Annotated in this window: 15 protein-coding genes; 10 read left to right on the top strand and 5 right to left on the bottom strand. The window is 61.3% G+C overall.

What is annotated here, in order from left to right; all coding sequences use genetic code 11:
* The first annotated feature begins 292 nt into the window (after positions 1-292).
* From I6L46_RS02360 to I6L46_RS02350, 3 genes are all read left to right on the top strand, one after another.
* The gene (locus tag I6L46_RS02360; RefSeq protein ID WP_005359067.1) at positions 293-1,642 is read left to right on the top strand and encodes an APC family permease; all 1,350 of its coding nucleotides are present in this window, start codon (positions 293-295) and stop codon (positions 1,640-1,642) included.
* Positions 1,643-2,179: 537 nt separating this feature from the next.
* The gene (locus tag I6L46_RS02355; protein ID WP_021230505.1) at positions 2,180-2,446 is read left to right on the top strand and encodes a hypothetical protein; all 267 of its coding nucleotides are present in this window, start codon (positions 2,180-2,182) and stop codon (positions 2,444-2,446) included.
* Complete coding sequence (locus I6L46_RS02350) at positions 2,446-3,792, top strand: APC family permease (RefSeq protein WP_216977284.1); 1,347 nt, start codon at positions 2,446-2,448, stop codon at positions 3,790-3,792. Before I6L46_RS02355 ends, I6L46_RS02350 begins: the two co-directional genes overlap by 1 nt.
* Before the next feature lie 94 nt (positions 3,793-3,886).
* On the opposite strand, the gene I6L46_RS02345 is transcribed toward I6L46_RS02350, so the two are convergent.
* A complete protein-coding gene (locus I6L46_RS02345) occupies positions 3,887-4,261 on the bottom strand; it encodes a hypothetical protein (protein ID WP_005359057.1) in 375 nt (124 codons plus the stop codon).
* Positions 4,262-4,510: 249 nt separating this feature from the next.
* On the opposite strand from I6L46_RS02345, the gene I6L46_RS02340 reads away from it, so the two are divergent.
* Both I6L46_RS02340 and I6L46_RS02335 read left to right on the top strand, forming a co-directional pair.
* Positions 4,511-5,659, top strand: a complete 1,149-nt coding sequence (locus I6L46_RS02340; protein WP_005338243.1) for a sodium:phosphate symporter — start codon at positions 4,511-4,513, stop codon at positions 5,657-5,659.
* Between the two features lie 174 nt (positions 5,660-5,833).
* Complete coding sequence (locus I6L46_RS02335) at positions 5,834-6,304, top strand: FKBP-type peptidyl-prolyl cis-trans isomerase (RefSeq protein WP_005338245.1); 471 nt, start codon at positions 5,834-5,836, stop codon at positions 6,302-6,304.
* Positions 6,305-6,358: 54 nt separating this feature from the next.
* On the opposite strand, the gene ggt is transcribed toward I6L46_RS02335, so the two are convergent.
* Both ggt and rdgC read right to left on the bottom strand, forming a co-directional pair.
* The gene (gene ggt / locus I6L46_RS02330; RefSeq protein ID WP_216977283.1) at positions 6,359-8,140 is read right to left on the bottom strand and encodes a gamma-glutamyltransferase; all 1,782 of its coding nucleotides are present in this window, start codon (positions 8,138-8,140) and stop codon (positions 6,359-6,361) included.
* Positions 8,141-8,331: 191 nt separating this feature from the next.
* Entirely contained in the window at positions 8,332-9,243 is a 912-nt protein-coding gene (rdgC, locus tag I6L46_RS02325; protein WP_216977282.1) for a recombination-associated protein RdgC, read from the bottom strand.
* A gap of 177 nt (positions 9,244-9,420) precedes the next feature.
* Between rdgC and I6L46_RS02320 the strand changes: the two genes are divergently transcribed.
* From I6L46_RS02320 to I6L46_RS02310, 3 genes are all read left to right on the top strand, one after another.
* A complete protein-coding gene (locus I6L46_RS02320; protein WP_005338252.1) occupies positions 9,421-9,849 on the top strand; it encodes a GNAT family N-acetyltransferase in 429 nt (142 codons plus the stop codon).
* A gap of 103 nt (positions 9,850-9,952) precedes the next feature.
* A complete protein-coding gene (locus I6L46_RS02315; protein ID WP_216977281.1) occupies positions 9,953-11,179 on the top strand; it encodes an exonuclease SbcCD subunit D C-terminal domain-containing protein in 1,227 nt (408 codons plus the stop codon).
* Positions 11,176-14,934, top strand: a complete 3,759-nt coding sequence (locus tag I6L46_RS02310) for an AAA family ATPase (RefSeq protein ID WP_216977280.1) — start codon at positions 11,176-11,178, stop codon at positions 14,932-14,934. Before I6L46_RS02315 ends, I6L46_RS02310 begins: the two co-directional genes overlap by 4 nt.
* Positions 14,935-15,027: 93 nt before the next feature.
* Here I6L46_RS02310 and I6L46_RS02305 read toward each other — a convergent pair whose 3' ends face one another.
* Positions 15,028-15,792: a class III extradiol ring-cleavage dioxygenase gene (locus I6L46_RS02305; RefSeq protein WP_216977279.1), complete on the bottom strand. Its 765-nt coding sequence runs from the start codon at positions 15,790-15,792 to the stop codon at positions 15,028-15,030.
* A 167-nt stretch (positions 15,793-15,959) separates the two neighbouring features.
* Complete coding sequence (locus I6L46_RS02300) at positions 15,960-16,199, bottom strand: hypothetical protein (protein WP_201991704.1); 240 nt, start codon at positions 16,197-16,199, stop codon at positions 15,960-15,962.
* A 308-nt stretch (positions 16,200-16,507) separates the two neighbouring features.
* On the opposite strand from I6L46_RS02300, the gene pykF reads away from it, so the two are divergent.
* Complete coding sequence (gene pykF / locus I6L46_RS02295; RefSeq protein WP_031227651.1) at positions 16,508-17,920, top strand: pyruvate kinase PykF; 1,413 nt, start codon at positions 16,508-16,510, stop codon at positions 17,918-17,920.
* Between the two features lie 150 nt (positions 17,921-18,070).
* Entirely contained in the window at positions 18,071-21,400 is a 3,330-nt protein-coding gene (gene mscK, locus I6L46_RS02290; protein WP_136501503.1) for a mechanosensitive channel MscK, read from the top strand.
* The last annotated feature ends 167 nt before the right edge of the window (positions 21,401-21,567 follow it).

Below are 21,567 nucleotides of genomic sequence, written 5' to 3'. Positions count from 1 at the left end.
TGCAAATGCACAATGCGCCGCCACTGAAAGAACCGATGTAAAACAATGGCATCGGTTCTTTTTTAGACAGTGAACAAACCCATAAACGAGGCCGGATCACCCCCGGAAAAGATAGCGAGATTGGCAGCAGTCTCCCGACACCAAGTCTAGTGAGGAACAACATGGGGCATCTCAATGCTTTCCAACCGGCCATGGCCGGTGTGCGCCGCCCTGGCGCCCTTGATTCCCGGGCCTCTCTCCCGGTTTCGTTGATGGACCGTGCCACTCTGGCACTGCATGAGGAACATGCATAATGGCGGCCCAGCAGGTTGGTCTGAAAAAGACCCTCAAACTGTGGCAGGTCGTGGTTATGGGACTGGCGTACCTCACCCCCATGGCGGTGTTCGACACCTTCGGCATCGTCACCGAGATCACCGAAGGCCATGTGCCGACTGCCTACCTGTTTGCCCTCATCGGCATGCTGTTCACTGCCCTGAGCTACGGCCATCTGGTGCGCAAGTTCCCGTCAGCCGGTTCCGCCTATACCTATGCCCAGAAGGTGTTTCACCCCTATGTCGGCTTTATGGTGGGCTGGACCTCCCTGCTCGACTACATGTTCATGCCGATGATCAACATGCTGCTGGCCAAGATCTATCTGGAAGCCCTCTTCCCGAACGTAGAGCCCTGGACCTATATCTTCGGTCTGGCGGCGGTGATGACCGCCCTCAACCTGCGCGGCATCAAGCTGGTGGCCAACTTCAACAGCCTGATCGTGGTAATGCAGTTCAGCATCATCGCCATCTTCATCGGCCTGATCGCCTGGGGCGTTCACAACGGTGAAGGGTTGGGGACCGTGGCCAGCAGCCGTCCCTTCTTCTCCGAGCAGATCCAGGTGTCACCGCTGCTGATGGGGGCCTCCATCCTCTGTCTGTCGTTCCTCGGCTTTGACGCCATCAGTACCCTGTCGGAAGAGACCCCGGACGCGGATCGGGTGATCCCCCGCGCCATCGTGCTGACGGCGCTGATCGGCGGTGTGCTGTTCGTCACTACCTCCTACTTCCTGCAGCTCTACTTCCCGGACATCTCCCGCTTCCAGCATCCGGATGCGGTGCTGCCGGAGATCGCCCTCTATGTCGGCGGCAAGCTGTTCCAGGCGGTAGTACTGGTCTGCACCACAGTAGCGGTACTGGCCTCGGGGCTCGCCTCCCACGCCGGTGTATCGCGCCTGCTCTACGTGATGGGTCGTGATCGCGCCCTGCCTGCCCGCTTCTTCGGCTACATCCATCCGAAGTGGCAAACCCCGGCGTTCAACGTGCTGCTGGTCGGCCTGCTGGCCCTCTCTGCGGTGTCGCTGGATCTGGAGATGGCGCTGGCGTTGATCAACTTCGGCGCCCTGGTGGCCTTCACCTTCGTCAACCTGGCGGTGATTGCCCACTTCTATGTGAAGCTGGGCCGCAACAAGTGTCTCAAGGATCACCTGATGTACCTGCTGCTGCCGCTCTGTGGCGCCGCCTGCATCGGGGTACTGTGGCTCAACCTCGAGCCCTCTTCCTTCGAGCTGGGGCTGATCTGGGCGGCGCTGGGGGCCATCTACCTGTTCCTGCGCCTCACCGTGTTCCGCATCCCGCTGCATACCGCCGACAAGGTGGAGATCGCCCAGTAACCGCTGGCCCCCTCCCACCGATAGAGAACAAGGAGCCTGCGGGCTCCTTGTTGTTTTTGCGGTGCGCTGGTTGCCAGCAGCACGGGTTGCCAGATATGCGGTTTCTGCAGGAAGTGTGACTGATTTCAAATAACTACCCAGCCGGGCCGCTCACCGTGCCATGGCCCGAGCCGCGTCGCCTCTTATCCTCAGTCATTAATATGAATGGATATGCAACCACTCTTTTTCCACTTCACCCCCTCCCATCCCCCACCAGCCGATAAGCTCGAAGGACTCGAGCCCGGGGGAACACCGGCAAATATGATCAGGATCAATGTTGAGGCGCTATGCACCCTGCAGCCCCGATTTGCCGATTTTTCATACGCCACGACAGGGTTCTCTTCCCCCCCGAAAAAGGGGGAGCGGCTCGGGGACGGCTGCAGGGGGCGAGTGACCACTTACCTGCCTCGTGCGTATGCAAAAAAATGCGTTAATCCGCCCTTTTTTGCTTGTCAAGGGGGCTGACCGAATGCACAATACGCCGCCAATAAAGGACCGATGTTCACTGCGACATCGGTTTTTGTATTTTTGAAGTGCAGTACAAACCCACCACAAGAGGCCGGAACGTTTCCGGAAGTGATATTCGAGATTGCCAAACAATCTCCCGACGTTGAGAGGATAACAATGGGGCGTTTTAATGCTTTCCTGCCGGTACAGCCCGGTATGCGCCTCCCCGGCGCCCTTGATGTACAGGCTTGCGAATCCATCGTATCCCTGCGCTCGTTGCAAGCACGTGCTGCGGCACTGATTGAGGAGAAAGCGTAATGGCATCGCAAAACGCCAAGCTGCTCAAGACCCTTACCCTGACACAAGTGATTGTGATGGGTCTGGCCTATCTGACCCCCATGGCTGTCTTCGACACCTTCGCCATCGTCGGTGACATCACCGATGGCCGGGTCGCCACCGCCTATCTGCTGGCTCTGGGTGGCATCCTGCTCACCGCTCTCAGCTACGGACATCTGGTACGCAAGTTCCCCTCTGCGGGCTCTGCCTATACCTATGCCCAGAAGGTGTTCAACCCCTACGTCGGTTTCATGGTCGGCTGGTCATCCCTGCTCGACTACATGTTCATGCCGATGATCAATATTCTGCTGGCCAAGATCTACCTGACCGCCATGTTCCCGGGCGTCGAGCCCTGGGTGTTCATCTTCGGTCTGGTGACCGTGATGACCTTCCTCAACCTGCGCGGCATCAATCTGGTGGCCAACTTCAACGGTCTGATCGTGGTGATCCAGCTGGCCATCATCACCCTCTTTATCGGCCTGATGGCGTGGGGCATCTACCACGGTGAAGGGGCAGGTACCCTGATGAGCAGCCGTCCGTTCCACTTCGAGTCAGCACAGCTGGTACCGCTGTTTACCGGTGCGACCATCCTCTGCTTCTCGTTCCTGGGCTTTGACGGTCTGAGCTCCCTCTCCGAAGAGACCCCGAACGCCGGCAAGGTGATCCCCAAGGCGATCGTGCTGACTGCCCTTATCGGCGGCATCATCTTCGTGGTGGTCTCTTACTGCCTGCAGCTCTACTTCCCGAGCCTCGCCCGCTTCCAGCATCCGGATGCGGTACTGCCGGAGATCGCCCTCTACGTTGGCGGCACCTTCTTCCAGTCCGTGGTGCTGGTCTGCACCACGGTCGCGGTACTGGCTTCCGGCATGGCGGCTCACGCCGGTGTGTCGCGCATCCTCTACGTGATGGGGCGTGATCGTATGATCCCGGAGCGGGTGTTTGGCTACATCCACCCGAAATACCGTACTCCGGCCATCAACGTGCTGATGGTGGGCGGTCTGGCCCTCTCCGCCGTGTCGTTTGATCTGGATACCGCACTGGCGCTGGTCAACTTTGGCGCACTGGTGGCGTTCAGCTTCGTCAACCTGTCGGTGATCGGTCAGTTCTGGGTGCGCGAGAAGCGCAACAAGACCCTCAAGGATCACCTCATCTACCTGTTGATGCCGCTGCTCGGCGCCGCCACCATCGGTGCGCTGTGGATCAACCTGGAGCAAAGCTCGCTGGAGCTGGGCCTGATCTGGGCTGGCCTCGGCGCAACCTATCTGTTCCTGCGTCTGGCGGTGTTCCGTATCCCGTTCCGTCAGTACGAGGAAGCGGCTGACGCCTGATCCTTTGCGGATAACGGATAGACAGAAGGGGAGCCATGGCTCCCCTTTTTGCTGCCGGTCTGTGGCCGGTCACACGGGCTTGGGCCCGGTCTGCTTACTGCTTATCCAGTACGGCGGTCGCCGCAGCCTTGAGCGGATCGCGAGCGATGGTCTTGGCATCCTGCTCCGCCTTGTGCAGCTGCTGGTTTGCCTTGTCCATCTTCTGCTGCATACCGTTGCCGCTCTCCTTGAGGTCGGCACGCTTCTCGCCCAGCAGGTCGTTGCGGCCTTTTTGCACCTCAGCTTTCACCTTCTCTTTCTCCTGCTTCACCAGCTTGCTGGTATCACAGTTGCCCTTGACTCCCAGAGTGGCATTCACCGCTTCGTTTTTGAGGGCCTTGTCGAGGTTGCAGTCGGTTTTCAACAGGCTGGCCTGTGCCCCTGCCGAGAGCAGCCCCAGCGACAGAGAGAGGATCCATGCACGCATCATCTTGTTTACTCCTGCTTGCCAATAAAGGGGCGCAGTGTAGCGATCACATTCCGGCTGACAAGGCGGCAGTGCTTTCGTCCCCCCTTTTGCCACCCCAGAGCCAACCGGCTCGGTCAGCGCCTGTCGCCGCAGTTCGTCGTCATAAAAACATCATCGAAATGTCACGTTGTCATATTTCTGTCATTAACCACTGATTAAATGCGCGGGTCATCAACAACCCAAGACGGAACGACCGTCTCAAGAGGCTTTATGCAACACCATCACTCCTTGTCACAGCCGCCCGCGACCCGCGCCCTGTTCAACTGGATGAGTGTCATCGTACTGGTCTACCTGATCCTGGTTGCCGTGGGCGCCATCTCCCACGGCTTCAAAGATTTCTCCGGCGGCGCCGAGGGCGCAGCCCAGATCTTCGCCTTTGCCAACAACCCCTTTGTCGCCCTGCTGCTGGGTATTCTCGCTACCGCGCTGGTGCAATCTTCCAGCACCGTCACCTCGGTGATCGTCGGTCTGGTGGCTGGCGGCCTGCCCATCAGCATGGCCATCCCCATGGTCATGGGTGCCAACCTCGGCACCACCATCACCAACACCATTGTCTCCATGGGCCATGTGCGGGATCGCGCCGAGTTCCGCCGCGCTTTCGCCGCCGCCACCGTGCACGACTTCTTCAACCTGCTGGCGGTGTTCATCTTCCTGCCGCTGGAACTGATGTTCGGCCTGCTGCAACATAGCGCCGAGTGGCTGGCCAACCTGCTGGTAGGCTCCGCCAATATGTCGATGAAGGGCATGGATTTCATGAAGCCGCTGACCGCTCCGGCCCAGCAGCTGATTGACAGCGCCGTTGCCTTCCTGCCGGGCAAGGGCGCCGCCATCGCGACCATCATCATCGGTATCCTGCTGATCCTCGCCTGCGTCACGTATCTCGGCAAAGTGCTGCAACAGGTACTGGTTGGCCGCGCCAAAGAGGTGCTGCACAAGGCGCTGGGCCGTGGCCCGCTGACCGGCATTACCTCAGGTGCGCTGGTGACCATCATGGTGCAGTCCTCCTCCACCACCACCAGCCTGATGATCCCGCTGGCCGGCGGCGGCGTGTTCAGCACCCGTCAGCTCTACCCCTTCACCCTGGGGGCCAATATCGGTACCACCATCACCGCCCTGCTGGCTGCCACCGCCATCAGCGGAGCCGGTGCCCAGCTGGCCCTGACCATCGCGCTGGTCCACGTGCTGTTCAACCTCTTTGCCGTGGTCATCATCTATGGCATCCCCTTCCTGCGCGACCTGCCGGTGCGCGCCGCCGAGGGGCTGGCCCGGGTCGGCAGCGAGAACAAGCTGCTGGCTCTGGGTTATGTGACAGGTCTCTTCTTCGCCCTGCCCGCCCTGATGATGGTGGCCGCCAAGTAAGCTCCGCCGCTATGACGAGGGGCGAGTCACTGACTCGCCCCTTTTTGCGTCCAGCTCGCCGGGCTTTGCCTGCCCGCTCACATCCTCCCGCCCTGTGGCTCGCCATCAGGGGCGGTGCGCGATAAGATGGCGCCCTCATTGCACTTTTTACATGTCATGGAACAGGAAAAACCGATGAAATTCATACTGATCGCGCTGCTCATCGCCGGTGTGGCCTACTACTTCTACTCCAGCAGCAACAACAAGAAGCTGGCGGCCGACAACGTGCGGATTGGCGCCGAGTTCCTCGCCAGCAACAAGGACAAACCGCTGGTAACCACCACCGCCTCCGGCCTGCAGTACGAAGTGCTGACCCCGGGTACCGGCACCGTTCACCCCACCGCCACCAGCAAGGTGAAGGTGCACTACGAGGGCAAACTGCTGGATGGCACCGTCTTTGACAGCTCGGTCGCCCGTGGCGAGCCCATCGAATTTGGCCTCAATCAGGTGATTGCAGGCTGGACCGAAGGGGTACAGCTGATGGTGGAAGGTGAGAAGACCCGTTTCTACATCCCCGCCAACCTCGCCTACGGCGACCGTGCCGCTGGCAAAATCCCGCCGGGATCAGTCCTGATCTTCGACGTGGAGCTGCTGGGCATCCAGTAAACGCACCATCAGCAACAAGGCCAGCATTATGCTGGCCTTGTTGTTATGGGAACCTCACTCCCCCTTGGCGATCCCTTCCCGACGCGGATCCGCTGCGCCAAACCAGCCGCCAGTGTTGCGCTCAACCCCCTGCAGGCCGGAGGTCTGCTCGTTCAGTACCACCTCATGTCCCCTCGCCTTCAATCCCTCGACCACCGACAGGGGGGTGCGTCCCGCTTCCAGCTCGGTGGGGCCGTTGCGGCTGCCAAAGTTGGGCAGGTTGATGGCCTGTTGCAGGTTCAGGCCCCAATCCTGGGTGCCGAGCAGGGTCTTGCCCACGTAGTTGATGATGGCGGAGCCCCCCGGCGAGCCCAGGGTCATGGTCAGCTCGCCGCTTGGTTTGTCAAACACCAGCAGGGGTGACATGGAGGAGCGGGGCCGCTTGCCCGGCTCCACCCGATTTGCCACCGGCAGACCGGCAGCATCCACCGAGGTGAAGGAGAAATCGGTGAGCTGGTTGTTGAGCAGGTAGCCGTTGACCATCTGACGCGATCCGAAACCATCCTCGATGGAGCTGGTCATGGAGATAGCCATCCCCGCCTTGTCGACAATCGAGACATGGCTGGTAGAGGGGAGTTCCGGAGTCGCATCCTTGCCGCGCGCCAGCGCCAGTGGCGGCGTACCGGGCTTGGCAATCCCCATGGAGTGCTGACCGACAAGCTTGCCGCGCTCGGCCAGATAGCCCTTGTCCAACAACCCCTGCACCGGCACGCTGACAAAATCGCTGTCGGCGACGTACTGGTTGCGATCGGCGAAGGCCAGACGCGCCGCTTCACTGTAGAGATGGATAGCCTCACTGGAGGCAGCCAGTCCCCCCTCCTTGGTGGTGATCGGCTTGAGGGCTGCCATATCGCGGCTCTCCAGCATGCCGAAGATCTGGCCGAGCGCCAGGGTGCCGGACGAGGGAGTGGGAAAGCCGCAGATCTTGCTCTGGCGATAGTCAAAGCAGAGGCCATCCCGCAGTTTGGCCTGATAGCTGGCCAGATCGGTGGCCGCCAGTACTCCGGGATTGGTGGGATGCTGGCGTACCTTGGCCACCATGGCATCCGCCAGCGTCCCCCGATAGAAGGCATCCGCCCCCTCTGTGGCCAGAGTGCGCAGCACCCTGGCCAGCGCCGGGTTGGTCAGCCGGGTGCCCGCCGTTTTGGGGCTGCCATCCGCCTGATAGAAGTAGGCTCGCGCCTGCGGATCCCGTGCCAGATAGGGATCCTTGGCCAGCAATGTGGCCAGCCGTGGACTTATCACAAATCCTTGTTCTGCCAGCGTGATGGCGGGCTCGAACAGCGCAGCCCAGGGCAGCTTGCCATAACGCTGATGGGCCAGTGCCAGAGCGCGCAGGGTGCCGGGAACGCCGACCGAGCGACCCCCGACCACCCCGTCATAAAACGCCAGCGGCTTGCCATCTTGCATAAACAGCTGGTCGGTGGCGGCAGCCGGCGCCGTCTCGCGGCCATCCACCGCACTCACCTTGTGGCCATCCCACACCAGCAGCAGCGTCCCGCCACCGATCCCGGAAGATTGCGGCTCTACCAGCGTCAGCACCAGCTGCACCGCAATGGCGGCATCGACGGCACTGCCACCGGCCTTGATGATCTGGTAGCCCGCATCCACCGCCAGCGGGTTGGCGGCCGCCACCATGAAGTCATGGCCCTGCCAGCCCTGTTTGTCGGTCCAGCCACTGGCGGCTTCGGGTGCGATCAGGGTCTGGGCTGGCGGGGTGTAGTGAAAGCCGTTGTCACTGGCACAACCGGCCAGCAGGGCAAGGGCGACAGCCAGCCCCAGAGGTTTGCGCAACATGACACTCTCCTTGTCTGTTTTATGACCATGAAGAGGGACTATGTCACGATTGGCGCTGACAGCTCAAGTTATTGAACCAGATCAATATCTTACTCATCTATCAATAATGGCAATCCGCAATAGATATAAAAAAACCGCCCGAAGGCGGCTTTTACGATGGGATGGCAGAGGCCAAACAGGCGCATGTCCGGTTAGATGGACTGCTCTTCGCCACCCAGGGCGGCAAACAGCGCCGGGATAAACTGGGACAGCTCGGCGGTGACCAGCGCGAAGTCGGCATCCAGACGGGCGGCAGGATCTTCGCTGGTGACGTCGTCGTTCTGCTCGCGCAGCTCTTCGCTGAATTTCAGGCGCTTGATGGAGAGATCATCCCCCAGCACGAAGCTGACGGTCTCGCCCCAGTTAAGGGCCAGCTTGGTCACCAGCTTGTCATTGGCCAGGTGGTTCTTGATTTCATCCGTCATCAGATCCTGCTGCTTGCATCGGATGATACCGCCGTGCTCCATGGCACTGCGCAGCTCGGCTTCATCTTCCAGAGTGAAGGAAGCGGGCAGATTGCCCTCGTTCAACCACTCGGTCATGGTGATCTCGGGCGGGTTCTTGAGAGCCACCGGCACCACCGGCAGGGAGCCGATGGATTTGCGCAACAGTGCCAGCAGATCATCCGCCTTCTTGGTAGAACCTGCGTCCACCACCATCAAATTGTCGGCCGGATTGATCCAGGCGAAGGTCTGGCTGGTACGACTGAAGGCACGGGGCAGCAGAGTGTGGAGGATCTCCTCTTTCAACGCCTCCTTCTCTTTCTTCTTGAGGGCGCGTCCCTGTTCGAACTCGATCGCCTCTACCTTCTCGGCCAGCATCTCCTTGACCACGGTACCGGGCAGCATCTTCTCCTCTTTGCGGGCGCAGATGAGGATGTGGCCGGAAGCAGAGTGGGTCAGGGTTGAGCCGAATTTGCCAAGGGGCTTGACCCACCCGAAACGGGAGATGTCCTGACTGCCGCAAGGGGTGAAGGCACAGGCTTCCAGCTGGGTTTCCAGCTGATCCACGGTCAGGTCAAAGGGGCGGGTAAAGCGATAAATCTGCAGGTTTTTAAACCACATGGCGTCCTCGGTCTCTAGATTGTCCGGCGGGCATTGTACTAGAGAGGCGCTTTGTGATCAGCCAATCATTCTCGCTAAATAAAGGGCGATCGACCTCACAGGGTCTCATTTATGTCACCTGTTTGTTCATCAAGTTCTCCTAGACTGCGAAAGTAAATTGTTAATAAGGATGAAGGTATGTTGCGGCCCAGTCGCCCGGAAGACATGGAAGAGATCGTCGAAATCTGGTTGCTGGCCTCCCTGCAGGCCCACGATTTCGTCGATGCCTCCTGCTGGTGGCAGGCCCAGGAGGATCTGCGTACCCGCTATCTCGATCGCGCCGCCATCTGGGTGTTCGAGGAGCGTGGCGATCTGCTCGGTTTCATGGCACTGGTGGACAACTATCTCGCCGCACTCTTCGTGCGCCCCGACCGTCAGGGCCGCGGCGTCGGCCACGCCCTGCTGCAGGAGGCCAAGCGTCAGGGGGCGTCGCTCCACGCCCGGGTCTTTGTCGAGAATGATCAGGCGGTGCGTTTCTATCGCCGCCACGGTTTTGTCATCGAGGCCGAGGAGTCCGACCCCCTTACCGGCCACCCCCAATACCGGATGTGCTGCGAACCCGCTTGAATCGATGCCAGCCCCCTGTTTTACTTGAAAAAAGCACGGGGCATCCTCATCTTGTCTCCATCGGGTGCCACAGGCACCGTCCCTGCAACCGGGCTGCTTTCCAATGAAAATCCTCCATACCGCCGATTGGCACCTTGGCCACCAACTTCATGGTCATGACCGCCGTTTTGAACACGATGCCTTTCTCGACTGGCTGAGCGACACTCTCAAGGCGCGCGAGATCGACGCCCTGCTGGTAGCGGGCGATCTGTTTGATACCGCAAATCCCCCCGCCAGCGCCTGGCAGCAACTCTACCGTTTTCTGGCGCGGCTGCGCGCCGAGATGCCCCGCCTCAACATGGTGCTGATCGGCGGCAACCACGACTCCCCCTCCAAGCTCGATGCCCCCCACGAGCTGCTGCGCGCCTTTGATCTGCACCTGGTGGGCAGCATCAGCCGCGACAGTGAGGGCAAGCTCGAGACCGACCGTCTGCTGGTACCGCTGCAAGACCGGGAGGGCAACATTGCCGCCTGGTGCGCCGCCGTGCCGTTCCTGCGCAGCAGCGATCTGCGGGTGGAGCAGTTGGCAGAAGGGCAGGACAGGCTGATCGAAGGGGTACGGCAGGTCTATGCCGAGGTGCTGGCCGAAGGGCGCGCTCGCTGCGGGGAGGATCTGCCACTCATCGCCATGGGCCACGCCTATCTGGCGGCGGGCCAGCTCTCCGAGCTGTCGGAGCGGCGGGTGCTCGGCGGCAACCAGCATGCCCTGCCTGCCGAACTCTTTGCCGCAGCCGACTACACGGCGCTCGGTCACCTCCATCTGGCCCAGAGCCCGGCCGAGGGGGTGCACTACAGCGGCTCGCCACTACCGCTCTCGCTTGCCGAAGCGAACTACAACCATCAGGTGCTGGAAGTGACCTTTGCGGAGGGGAAACTGGCTGGGCTGGAGCGGATCCCGGTGCCCCGCGCGGTGGAGATGATCCGCCTGCCCCAGAGCACCCTCGACGACGCGCTGAACGCCATCGCATCGCTCGAACTGCCTGATTGTCCACAAGAGGCACAACCTTTCCTCGAAGTGCGGCTGCTGCTGCCCAAGCCCGAGGCCCGCATCCGCGAACGGATTCTGGCGGCCATCGCAGACAAGCCGGTACGCCTGGCCCGCATCAGCACCCAGTATCAGGGCTCGGGCGAAGGGCTGGCCGATGGTCGCGAGCGGCGCAGGCTCGATGAGCTCTCCCCCACCGAGGTGTTTCGCCTCTGCTATCAGCGCCAGTTTGAAGGGGAGCCCGAGGCTGGGCTGGTTGCCTCGTTTGAAGAGATCCTGGAGCAGGTGAAGGAGTCAAACCAATGAAAATCTTGTCTCTGTCTGGTGAGAATCTGGCCAGTCTGACCGGCACCTTCACCATCGACTTTACCAGGGGGGCGCTCGGCGCTGCCGGCCTGTTTGCCATCACCGGCAATACCGGCGCCGGCAAGAGCACATTGCTCGACGCCATTTGTCTGGCCCTCTACGACAGGATGCCGCGTTTGATGGGAATGCGTCAGAATGTCGAAAAAATTGGTCGTGCCGATGAAGACGAAAAAGAAAAATTAACAGCGAATGACGTTAAAAATATCCTCAGCCGCGGTCACGCCAGCGGCTTTGCCGAGGTGCAGTTTCGCGGCTGTGATGGCCGCATTTGGCTGGCCCGCTGGGCGGTGCGCCGGGCGCGCAACCGCTCGGAGGGGCGTTTTCAGGCACAAGAGCGAACCCTGACCGATGTGGAGTCCGGGCAGGTCTTCTCCGGCAGCAAGCGGGAGCTGCAGGATCGCATTGACGAGCTGGTGGGTCTCTCCTGGGAGCAGTTCCGCCGTGCGGTGATCCTGCCGCAGGGGGAGTTTGCCGCCTTCCTCAAATCGGACGCCAACGAGCGCTCCGCCCTGCTCGAACGGATGACCGGCACCGAGCTCTACTCCGCCATCTCCATCCAGACCTATGAACGGGCGCGGGAGGAGCAGCAGAAGCTGGCCACCATCGCCCAGCGCCTCGGCGACGTGGCGCTGATGGACGAAGCGACCCGCGAGCATTGGGTAAGTCAGCAGGTAAGCCTCTCCACCACCCTCAAGCACGAGCAGCAACAGCAGCAGCTGATGCAGGACTTGCGCGACCTCAATAGCCGCATTGCCGCCCAGCTGCAGGGCTGCGCCGAGGGGCAGGCGGCGCTCGATGCCGCCCTGCAGGCCCACGGCGCTGCGGCCCCCGAGCGCGAGGAGTTTGCCCGTGCCGAACAGGCCCAGGTGGCCCGCGCCGATCACGACGAGCTGGCCCGCCTCACTTTGGAAGTGCAGCAGCAGGAGAAGGTGATCGCCGAGCTTGGGCCGGAGCTGGCCAAGCTCGAGGAGCAGACCCAGCAGAGCGCGCTGACCGAACAGCAGTTGCTGGCGGAGAAGATCGCCGCCGAGCGGGAATGGGGCGCCCTGCAACCCGAACTCAAGCGGGCGCAGGAGCTCGATACCCGCATCCGGGAAAAAGTGCAGCAGTTGCAGAAGATCCAGCAGGAGGGGGCACAGGAGCGAGAAGTGCAACTCACGCTGGAGCAGGGCTGGCGCGAGCAGAGCCGACAGGTAGAACTGCTCAAGCAGCAGCACCAGCAGTGGGGCCTTTGGCTCGAAGAGCACAAGGAGCTGGCACCGGTGGCCCGTCAGTGGCAACCCCTGCTCACCGCCATGCAAGATTGGGCCGAGGATGCCGACAAGCTGCAACAGCTGCTCACCCTGCGGGATCACAAGCTGCGCGCCCTGCAACAGTTGCAGCGCCAGCTGGAGCAAGGCCAGCAAGAGCGCGACTACTGGCAACATGAACAAGCTCGGCTGCAACAGCAACAGAACGAGCTGCAGGAGCAGCAGTGGGAGAGCCGCCTCGCCAAGGCGCAGGAGCAGTGGCAGCAGCAAACCGAACAGCTGGGTCAGCTGCGCCAGCTGCTGGAGCTGGCCGATTATGGCCGCAACCACGGCGAACAGCATGGCCGCTTGCAGCAGGAGATTGCCCAGCTGGAGCAAGCGCTGGGCAAGCTCGCCACCCTTGGCGAAGAGCTGGCCCCCGCCCGCGAGCGGCTCGCCCTGCAGCGGGATGAAGCGCGCCATGCGCTGGAGCAGTCCCGCGCCATCGCCAGCTTCGAGCAGTATCGCCATATCCTGAGCGATGGCGAACCTTGCCCGCTGTGCGGTTCTGGGGAGCACCCCTACAGCCAGAGCCAGCCACAGGTGGCCGGCATTCTTGGTCAACTGGCGGAACGGACCCGCAGTCTGGAGCTGGAGTGGGAGCGGCTCAACCATCAATACATTCAGTGCGAGAGCGAGCGTCAGGAGCTGGCCCGCCAGCTGGCGGTGCGTCAGCAACATCTGCCGGAGCTGGAAGCCCGCGCCGAGCAGCTGACCCAGCGCTGGCAACAGCTGGGGGGCGATACCCTGCTTGGCCATCCGCTGCCGCTGCGCCAAAGCCCCATTGAGTGGAACGAGCTGATGAGCACCCTGCTTGGCCGTGGCCAAGCGCTGGAACAGGGGTTGGCCCAAAGCCAGCAGCAGCTGCGTCAGGCCCAGCTTGGCCAACAACAGCTGCAGGGAGTGCGTCAGCAACTTAGCCAGTTGGCTGCCCAGCACCAGCAGTTTGACCAGCAGTGGCAGGAGGCCGATCGCCAGCGCATCGCGCTGGAAGGAGAAGTGAAGGCAATGGGCGAGCAGGAAGCGACCCTGCGCCAGCGCCTCGAACAGGGGGGCAACCGTCTCGATGAGCAGATGGCTGGCCAACCCTGGCGCCAGTGGCTCGGCAGCCAACAGTGGCACGAGTGGCAGCAGGCCTGCGAAGCCTGGCTGCACGGCCAGAGCGAGTGGGAGCGGCTGGCCAGCGAGATCGCAAGCCTCACCCCGGCACTGAGTGCGCAGGAGGCACGCCTGCAGACCCAGCGCAAGCTGCTGCACAAGCTGGAGCGGGACTACAAGGAGCACGAACAGCAGCGGCAGGGGCTGCTCACCAGCCGCGCCGCCTGTCTGAATGGCGAGGAGATCCCGCAGGTCGAGAGCCGCTGGCAGCAACGACTGCAGCAGCTCGCCAGCGAACTGGAGGCGATGCAACAGAGCGCCCGCGCCCTGCGCGAGCGGCAGACCGAGCTCAAGACCCGTCTCACCCATGTGGAGCAGGAGAAGCAGGTGAGCAGCCGCCGCAAACGGGAGGTGCTGGGCCGCTGGGCTGCCCACGCCAGTACCCTCAGCATCGCCGAATATGACCTTCGCCGCCTGCTCGCCATCACCCCCGATGAACTCAAGGCTCGCCGCACTGCCCTGCAAGGGCTGGAGGATGCGGTTGGCGAGGCGCGCACCCGCCTTGCCGAGCGGCAACGGGCGCTGGCGCTGGAGGAGAGCAAACGGGATCGCTATCGGGAACATCACCCCGAGCTGGCCGCCCTGCCGGATGCAGAGCTGAGCGACCAACTGGCGGCACTCGATGCCCGTTGTCGCGCCCTTGAAGAGCAGCTGTTCGAGTGCAAGAGCAAGCTGGCACAGGCCGAAGCCGCCGCTCTCAAGGCAGGCAGCCTGCAACAGGAGCTGGCCGCCCAGCAGGCGGTGGCCGACCACTGGCAGCAGCTGTGCGATCTGATTGGGCAGGCCAACGGCGCCAAGTTCCGCACCTTCGCCCAGAGCCTCACCCTCGAGCGTCTGCTGCTGGAGGCCAACGCCCAGCTCGCCGAGCTGTCGCCGCGCTACCGACTGGAGCGGGTACCCGGCACCGATCTGGCGCTGCAGGTGGTGGATCTCGATATGGGGGACGAGGTGCGTTCGGTGGACTCCCTCTCCGGCGGCGAGAGTTTTCTGGTGTCGCTGGCACTGGCGCTGGCCCTCTCCAGCCTCTCGTCACGGCAGACCCAGGTCGAGTCGCTGTTTATCGACGAAGGGTTTGGCACCCTGGATCCGGACAGTCTGGATCTGGCGCTCGCCAGCCTCGACTCTCTCCAAGCCGCCGGTCGCCAGATCGGGGTCATCTCCCACGTCCAGACGCTGGTGGAGCGGATTGGCGTGCAGATCAGGGTCGAAGCACTCGGCGGCGGCGAGAGCCGGGTAGTGGTTCCCTGAGAGCCTTCGGCTCAATCACCACTACCATCGGCTAAATCACTACACCGTAAATAACAAGACCCCGCCAATTGGCGGGGTCTTGCTGAGAGGCTATCAACCGAAGCGGTAGGCGCCCATATAGAGGCTGCCGCCATCCCAGCTCTCGTGCAGCCGGGTGGGCGCCACACCATCGGCCGCCCCCAACGCCACAAAGAGCGGGCGCAGGTGGTCGTCGTGGGGATGGGACTCCACCGCACCGGGAGCCTGCTGGCGATAGTCGAGCAGCGCCACCCTATCCTCGTCGGCCATCTTCTCCTCCAGCCAGTAGACAAACTGGCTGGCCCACTCTGGCACCGGCGAGCCTTCCGGTGCCAGCGCCCGCAGGTTGTGGGTGATGGCACCGGAGGCGAGGATGCCAATCCCCTGACTACGCAGCGCCCCCAATACCTCTCCCAACTGCCACAATTGGGCCGGGGTGAAGCTCGCGGGAATGGAGATCTGCACCAGCGGGATCTCGCTGTTTGGGTCGATCAGAGAGAGCGGCGACCAGACCCCGTGATCCAGCTCGCGCCGCACCGGGGTCGCGGTCAGTCCGGCCAGTGCCAGCTGGTCGCTCACCCCCTGCTGCAACCACTCGGGGCTGCTGGCAGGCCAGCGCATCCGGTAGAGGGGCTCGGGGAAGCCGTAAAAGTCGTACATCAAGGCCGGTTTGGGCTCGACGTTGATCTGCAACTCGCGGCTGAACCAGTGGGCGGAGATGACCACCAGCCCCTTGAGCTCACCCAGACGCAAGGTTCGCAGAAAGCGGGTGGCGGGTTGCTCACGCAGCACCAGATCCGGTGCGCCGTGAGAGATAAACCAGACGGGGGCGAGGGACATAAAGCAGACTCCAACAAAGTATCAGGGGGCGATACCGGAGGGGATATCGCTGTTGGAATCGATTATCCTCCCGCCATGAAAGGTGGACAATCCGGCAAGATAGATAAGAACTATCAACTAATGGTTGATAATTTCACGCTTTCACGACCGGTAAGCAGCAATAGATATCAAGGCTGCGACGCTTCCGGCTGCAGTCGGGCTGCGCGAAGCGCCATCCGGGTCGCTGCACTGTGATCCTGCCACTCTCGCCACGCTAATCCCTCGGCCGCCTCCCCTTTCACTGGATGGGAGAAGATCGCCAGCAGTCGCGCATTGTCAGGCCAGTAGCGGGCTGGCAGCGTCTGAACCAGCAGCAGGGCGGCGCCCAGCAAGAGCAGAGCCCATCCGGTTTCATGGCTGTTTTTCATCCCTGCCTCCTTCACCCTTGCGCCAATGAACTAACATTTTTGCGCAAGCCGGTGACAAGACGGTGACAGCGGACGGGTGGTCATTTTACAACATCTGAACCTCAACCCGGCCAAACAACCACAGATGGCAACATTTGTATCCCTTTAGCCCGAACCTGTGGCCGTATGCTCTAAAATGTGACTCACAGGAAAACGTTATCCCTGAAAAGAAAACGTTATCTGGTCAAAACGTTGTTTCTGGATCATAAAAAGATTCCAAAAACTGGTGTATATTGCTCGGCGGAAATTCCTTAACCATGAAGATTGACATGAAAAAGACCAAAATTGTCTGCACCATCGGTCCGAAGACCGAATCCAAAGAAATGCTGGCCAAAATGCTGGACGCCGGCATGAACGTCATGCGCCTGAACTTCTCCCACGGTGACTACGCCGAGCACGGCAGCCGCATCAGCAACCTGCGCGCTGTAATGGCCGAGACCGGCAAGCACGCAGCTATCCTGCTGGACACCAAGGGTCCGGAAATCCGTACCATGAAGCTGGAAGGCGGCAACGACGTCGCGCTGGTCGCTGGCCAGACTTTCACCTTCACCACCGACCAGACCGTGGTTGGCAACAAAGACAAAGTGGCCGTGACCTATGCAGGTTTCGCCAACGATCTGCGCGTCGGCAACCGTATCCTGGTTGATGACGGCCTGATCGGTCTGGACGTTATCGAAATCACCGAGCGCGAAGTTATCTGTAAAGTGCTGAACAACGGTGACCTGGGCGAGAACAAGGGCGTTAACCTGCCGGGCGTCTCCATCAAGCTGCCGGCCCTGGCCGAGAAAGACAAGCGCGACCTGATCTTCGGTTGCGAGCAAGGCGTTGATTTCGTTGCAGCTTCTTTCATCCGTAAGAAAGAAGACGTTCTGGAAATCCGTGAGCACCTGAAAGCCCACGGTGGCGAGAACATCCAGATCATCTCCAAGATCGAAAACCAGGAAGGTCTGGACAACTTCGACGAGATCCTGGCTGTTTCCGACGGCATCATGGTTGCTCGTGGTGACATGGGTGTAGAGATCCCGGTTGAAGAAGTTATCTTCGCCCAGAAGATGATCATCGCCAAGTGCAACAAAGCCCGCAAAGTGGTTATCACTGCCACCCAGATGCTGGACTCCATGATCAAGAACCCGCGTCCGACCCGCGCCGAAGCTGGTGACGTGGCCAACGCCATCCTGGACGGTACCGACGCAGTCATGCTGTCCGGTGAATCCGCCAAGGGTAAGTACCCGCTGGAAGCCGTGACCATCATGGCCACCATCTGCGAGCGTACCGATGCCGTGATGCCGTCCAACCTGTCTGCTGCCAACGACAGCAACAAGCTGCGCATCACCGAAGCCGTATGTAAAGGCGCCGTAGAGACCTCCGAGAAGCTGGACGCCCCGCTGATCGTGGTCGCTACCGAAGGCGGCAAGTCTGCCAAGGCCATTCGCAAGTACTTCCCGAAAGCCTGGATCCTGGCTATCACCACCAACAAGAAAACTGCTGCCCAGCTGGTTCTGACCAAGGGTGTGGTTGCCCACGTGGTTGACAGCATCGCTTCTACCGACGATTTCTATCGCATCGGTAAAGAAGCCGCGCTGGAAATCGGCATGGGTCTGAAAGGTGACGTGGTTGTGATGGTCTCCGGTGCTCTGGTACCGAGCGGCACCACCAACACCGCTTCTGTTCACGTTCTTTAATCAGAGCTGAACGAGTTGAAAACGGCGCCTGCGGGCGCCGTTTTTTTTGTCCCTCCCCCCTGCTTACCTGACAAGCCCGGTGTTAGAATCCACGCGAATTTAATCTATGCGGGAAATCTCCCGAATATCGCGTAATAACCCGGAAGTTATATGCCCTCAATACGTTTTAAAAGAGTCTCGGCCACCCTGTTGCCGCTGCTCTGTCTCCTCGCCAGCCTCTGCGTGCCGCAAGCCATGGCGCAAGATGTCCCCTCTCGCAACGCAGTTCAGCGAGCGCTGGATGGTCTGGGTAAATCAGAGACCCTGACCGTCAGTCAGCAAGCGGATCAGAAGTTGCTGACCGAAACCCTCGGCCTGCTCGACAGCATCGACAAGGAAGAGGCGAAGGCCAAGACCCAGGCCCAGCGGATCCGCAACCTGCCCACCGAACTCAGAGAGATCAGCGCCAAGCTCGATGCCCTGACCAAGGGCAAGAGTGCCGAGCAGATCAAGAGCGAATACGCCAGCATGAGTCTGGCAGAGCTCGACAGCCGTCAGCCGGAAGTGCTGGCCAACATGCAGGCGGCCCAGGAGGCCCTCGGCGCCATCGGCAGCCAGCTCACCAGCTTGCAGACCCTGCCGGAGCGGGCCCAGGCCAGCATGAGCCGTGCCTACCAGCGCAGTCAGGAGATCCGTACCCGCCTCAACGCAGGTGAAAGCGTCTCCAGCGCCGAGAAGATGAAGCTCGGTGCCGAACTGGCCCTGCTCGACCTGCAACTTGCCCACCTGCAAAAGGAGCTGGATAACCGTACCAGCATGCAGGATCTGGCGATCAAGCAGCGCGACTACCAGAGTGCCCGTCTCGCCAGCGAAGAGCAAAAACTGCAGCTGTTGCAGGATCAGAGCAGCGCCAAGCGACTCGGCGACACAGAGAAAACCGCCGAGCAGACCGGTGAACTGGTGGCGACCGAAGACAGCCCGCTGGTGCAAAAAGAGCAGGAACTCAACCACCAGCTCAGCCAGCAGCTGATCGGTGCCACCACCAGCCTCAACTCGCTGGTGCAAAAAAACCTGCAAGCCAAGAGCTGGCTGGAGCGCGGCATCCAGACCGAGCGCAACCTCAATGAACAGGTGCAGATGCTCAAGGGCAATCTGCTGCTGTCACGCATCCTCTATCAGCTCTACCAGCAGCTGGAAGCGGCGCCCACCATCGCCGTCAAAAACCTGGAAGAGCAGATCGCCGATCTGCATCTGGCCCAGTTTGAACTGAGCCAGCAGCGTGACCAGCTGTTCCAGAAGAACCTCTATCTGGACAATCTGATCGCCGGCAGCAAGGATCCGGTCAGCGAGGAGGACAAGCAGAGCCTTGCCAAGCTGCTCGACACCCGCATCAATCTGCTCGATCAGCTCAACCGCCAACTCGACAGCCAGCTCACCAACGCCATCAGCCTGCAGCTGACCCAGCAGCAGCTGGCGCGGGTCTATGCCTCTATCGAATTTACCCTGCAGCAACACATCTTCTGGGTAAGCAGCAACAAGCCCATCGACAGCAAGTGGTTTATCAGCTGGCCCGCCCAGGCCTACAAACAGGCCTCCGACTGGGTATTGAAACCGGACTGGAAACGCTGGCGCGAAGAGCTCTTGGGGATCTCCCTGCTCGCCTTCCCGCTGCTGCTGATCGGCGGCCTGCTGGTCTGGAAACGTCCGGCGCTGGTTGAGCGCGAGAAGAAGATCACCAAGGACCTTGGCCGTTTCCGTCAGGACAGCCAGTGGCACACCCCGCGCGCCCTGCTCTATACCGTACTGCAACGCCTGCCGGGCAGCATGTTCATTCTGGCTGGCGGTCTGCTGCTGACCTACTGCGGTCTGCTCAGTCCCAAGCTGATGTTCCAGATCACCCTGAACCTCGCCCTCGGTTATCTGGTGTTCAGCGTCTATCTGGCGGTGATGCGCCCGGGCGGCATCGCCGAGACCCACTTCCGGATCCCGAAAGCGGAGCTGCAAGCCAAGCGCAACAGCATGCGCTACATCTGGTTGCCACTGCTGCCGCTCATCATGCTCGCAACCAAGGCGGTGGTTGAACCCTCCACCCTGGGCAACGACGTGATCGGCCAGGCCATGACCCTGACCCTGCTGGGGCTGGCCGCCTATCTGGTGTTCCCCATCTCCCGCGCCCGCATCAAGGGCGAGGCGAGCATGCAGAAGTCGCTGATCGCCATCGCCCTGGCGCTGGCACCGGTGGCGCTGATCGTGCTGGCCGTGCTCGGTTACTACTACACCGCGCTGAAGCTGACCGGTCGCCTGATCGAATCCTTCTACCTCATCATCATCTGGAGCCTGGTCTACCGCACCGCCCTGCGTGGTCTGGAGCTAGCAGCACGTCGTCTGGCCTACCGCCGTGCGGTGGCCAAGCGTGAGCACAAATCTTCGGAAGATGCAGAAGGTGGCGAGTCCATCGAAGAGCAGCCCATGGATCTGGAGGATGTCAGCCAGCAGTCCCTGCGTCTGACCCGTACCGTGCTGATGCTGATCTTCGGCGTCGCCTTCTACTGGCTCTGGTCCGATCTGGTCGCGGTCTTCTCCTACCTCGACAGCATGGTGCTGTGGCACCGCAGCGAAGGCACCGGCGCCAACGCCGTGCTGTTCCCCATCAGCCTCAGTGACGTGCTGATCGGCTTCCTGCTGCTCGGCGGTGCATGGTCACTGGCGCGCAACCTGCCGGGCTTGCTGGAGGTGCTGGTGCTCTCCAAGCTCAACCTGGCTCAGGGGACCGCCTACGCCATCACCACCATGCTCAACTACGTGCTGATCGGCTTTGGCTCCCTGACCGCTCTCTCCATGATGGGCGTGCAGTGGGACAAGCTGCAGTGGGTTGCGGGTGGTCTGTCAGTCGGTATCGGTTTTGGCATGAAAGAGATCCTCTCCAACTTCGTCTCCGGCATCATCATCCTGTTCGAGCGTCCGGTGCGGATCGGTGACACCGTCACCATCGGCTCCTTCTCCGGTACCGTCTCGCGGATCCGCATTCGCGCCACCACCCTGACCGACTTCGACCGCAAAGAGGTGATCATCCCCAACCAGCAACTGATGACAGAACGGCTCATCAACTGGTCGCTGAGTGACACCGTCACCCGGGTGATCGTACGGGTGGGCGTGGCGTACGGCTCGGATCTGGAGCTGACCCGCACCCTGCTCAAACAGGCGGCCGACGAAAACAGTCGGGTGCTGAAAGACCCGGCCCCCATCGTCTACTTCCTCACCTTTGGCGCCAGCACGCTGGATCACGAGCTGCGCTTCTTCGTGAGCGAACTGGGGGATCGCAACCCGGCGGTGGACGAGTTGAACCGCAAGATCGACCAGCTGTTCCGCGAGAACGGCATCGAGATCGCCTTCAACCAGATGGATGTCTACATCAAGAACATGCAGGGCGAAGAGCAGAAGGTGGAGTCCAACTCCGCCGCTCTGCCGCCACCCGCGGAAGATGGCAAGCAGCCAGCCTGATAGCGAACTGCACTGATCTGATGGCAACAGCCGCTCACCCAGGTGAGCGGCTTTTTTATGCCCTGTTTATAGCAATAGAGACAGTTCCCCATTCCCAGCATGGCTGGCCGCCGCATAACAGACAGCCACCACTCTTGATAAAATATAAAGAGAAATAAAAGTCTAAA

Origin of the sequence: Aeromonas sp. FDAARGOS 1416, assembly GCF_019048085.1 — a bacterium.
GTDB lineage: Bacteria > Pseudomonadota > Gammaproteobacteria > Enterobacterales > Aeromonadaceae > Aeromonas > Aeromonas veronii.
The sequence above is the reverse complement of the archived record's forward strand: the minus strand, read 5'-3'. Positions and strand labels throughout refer to the sequence as shown.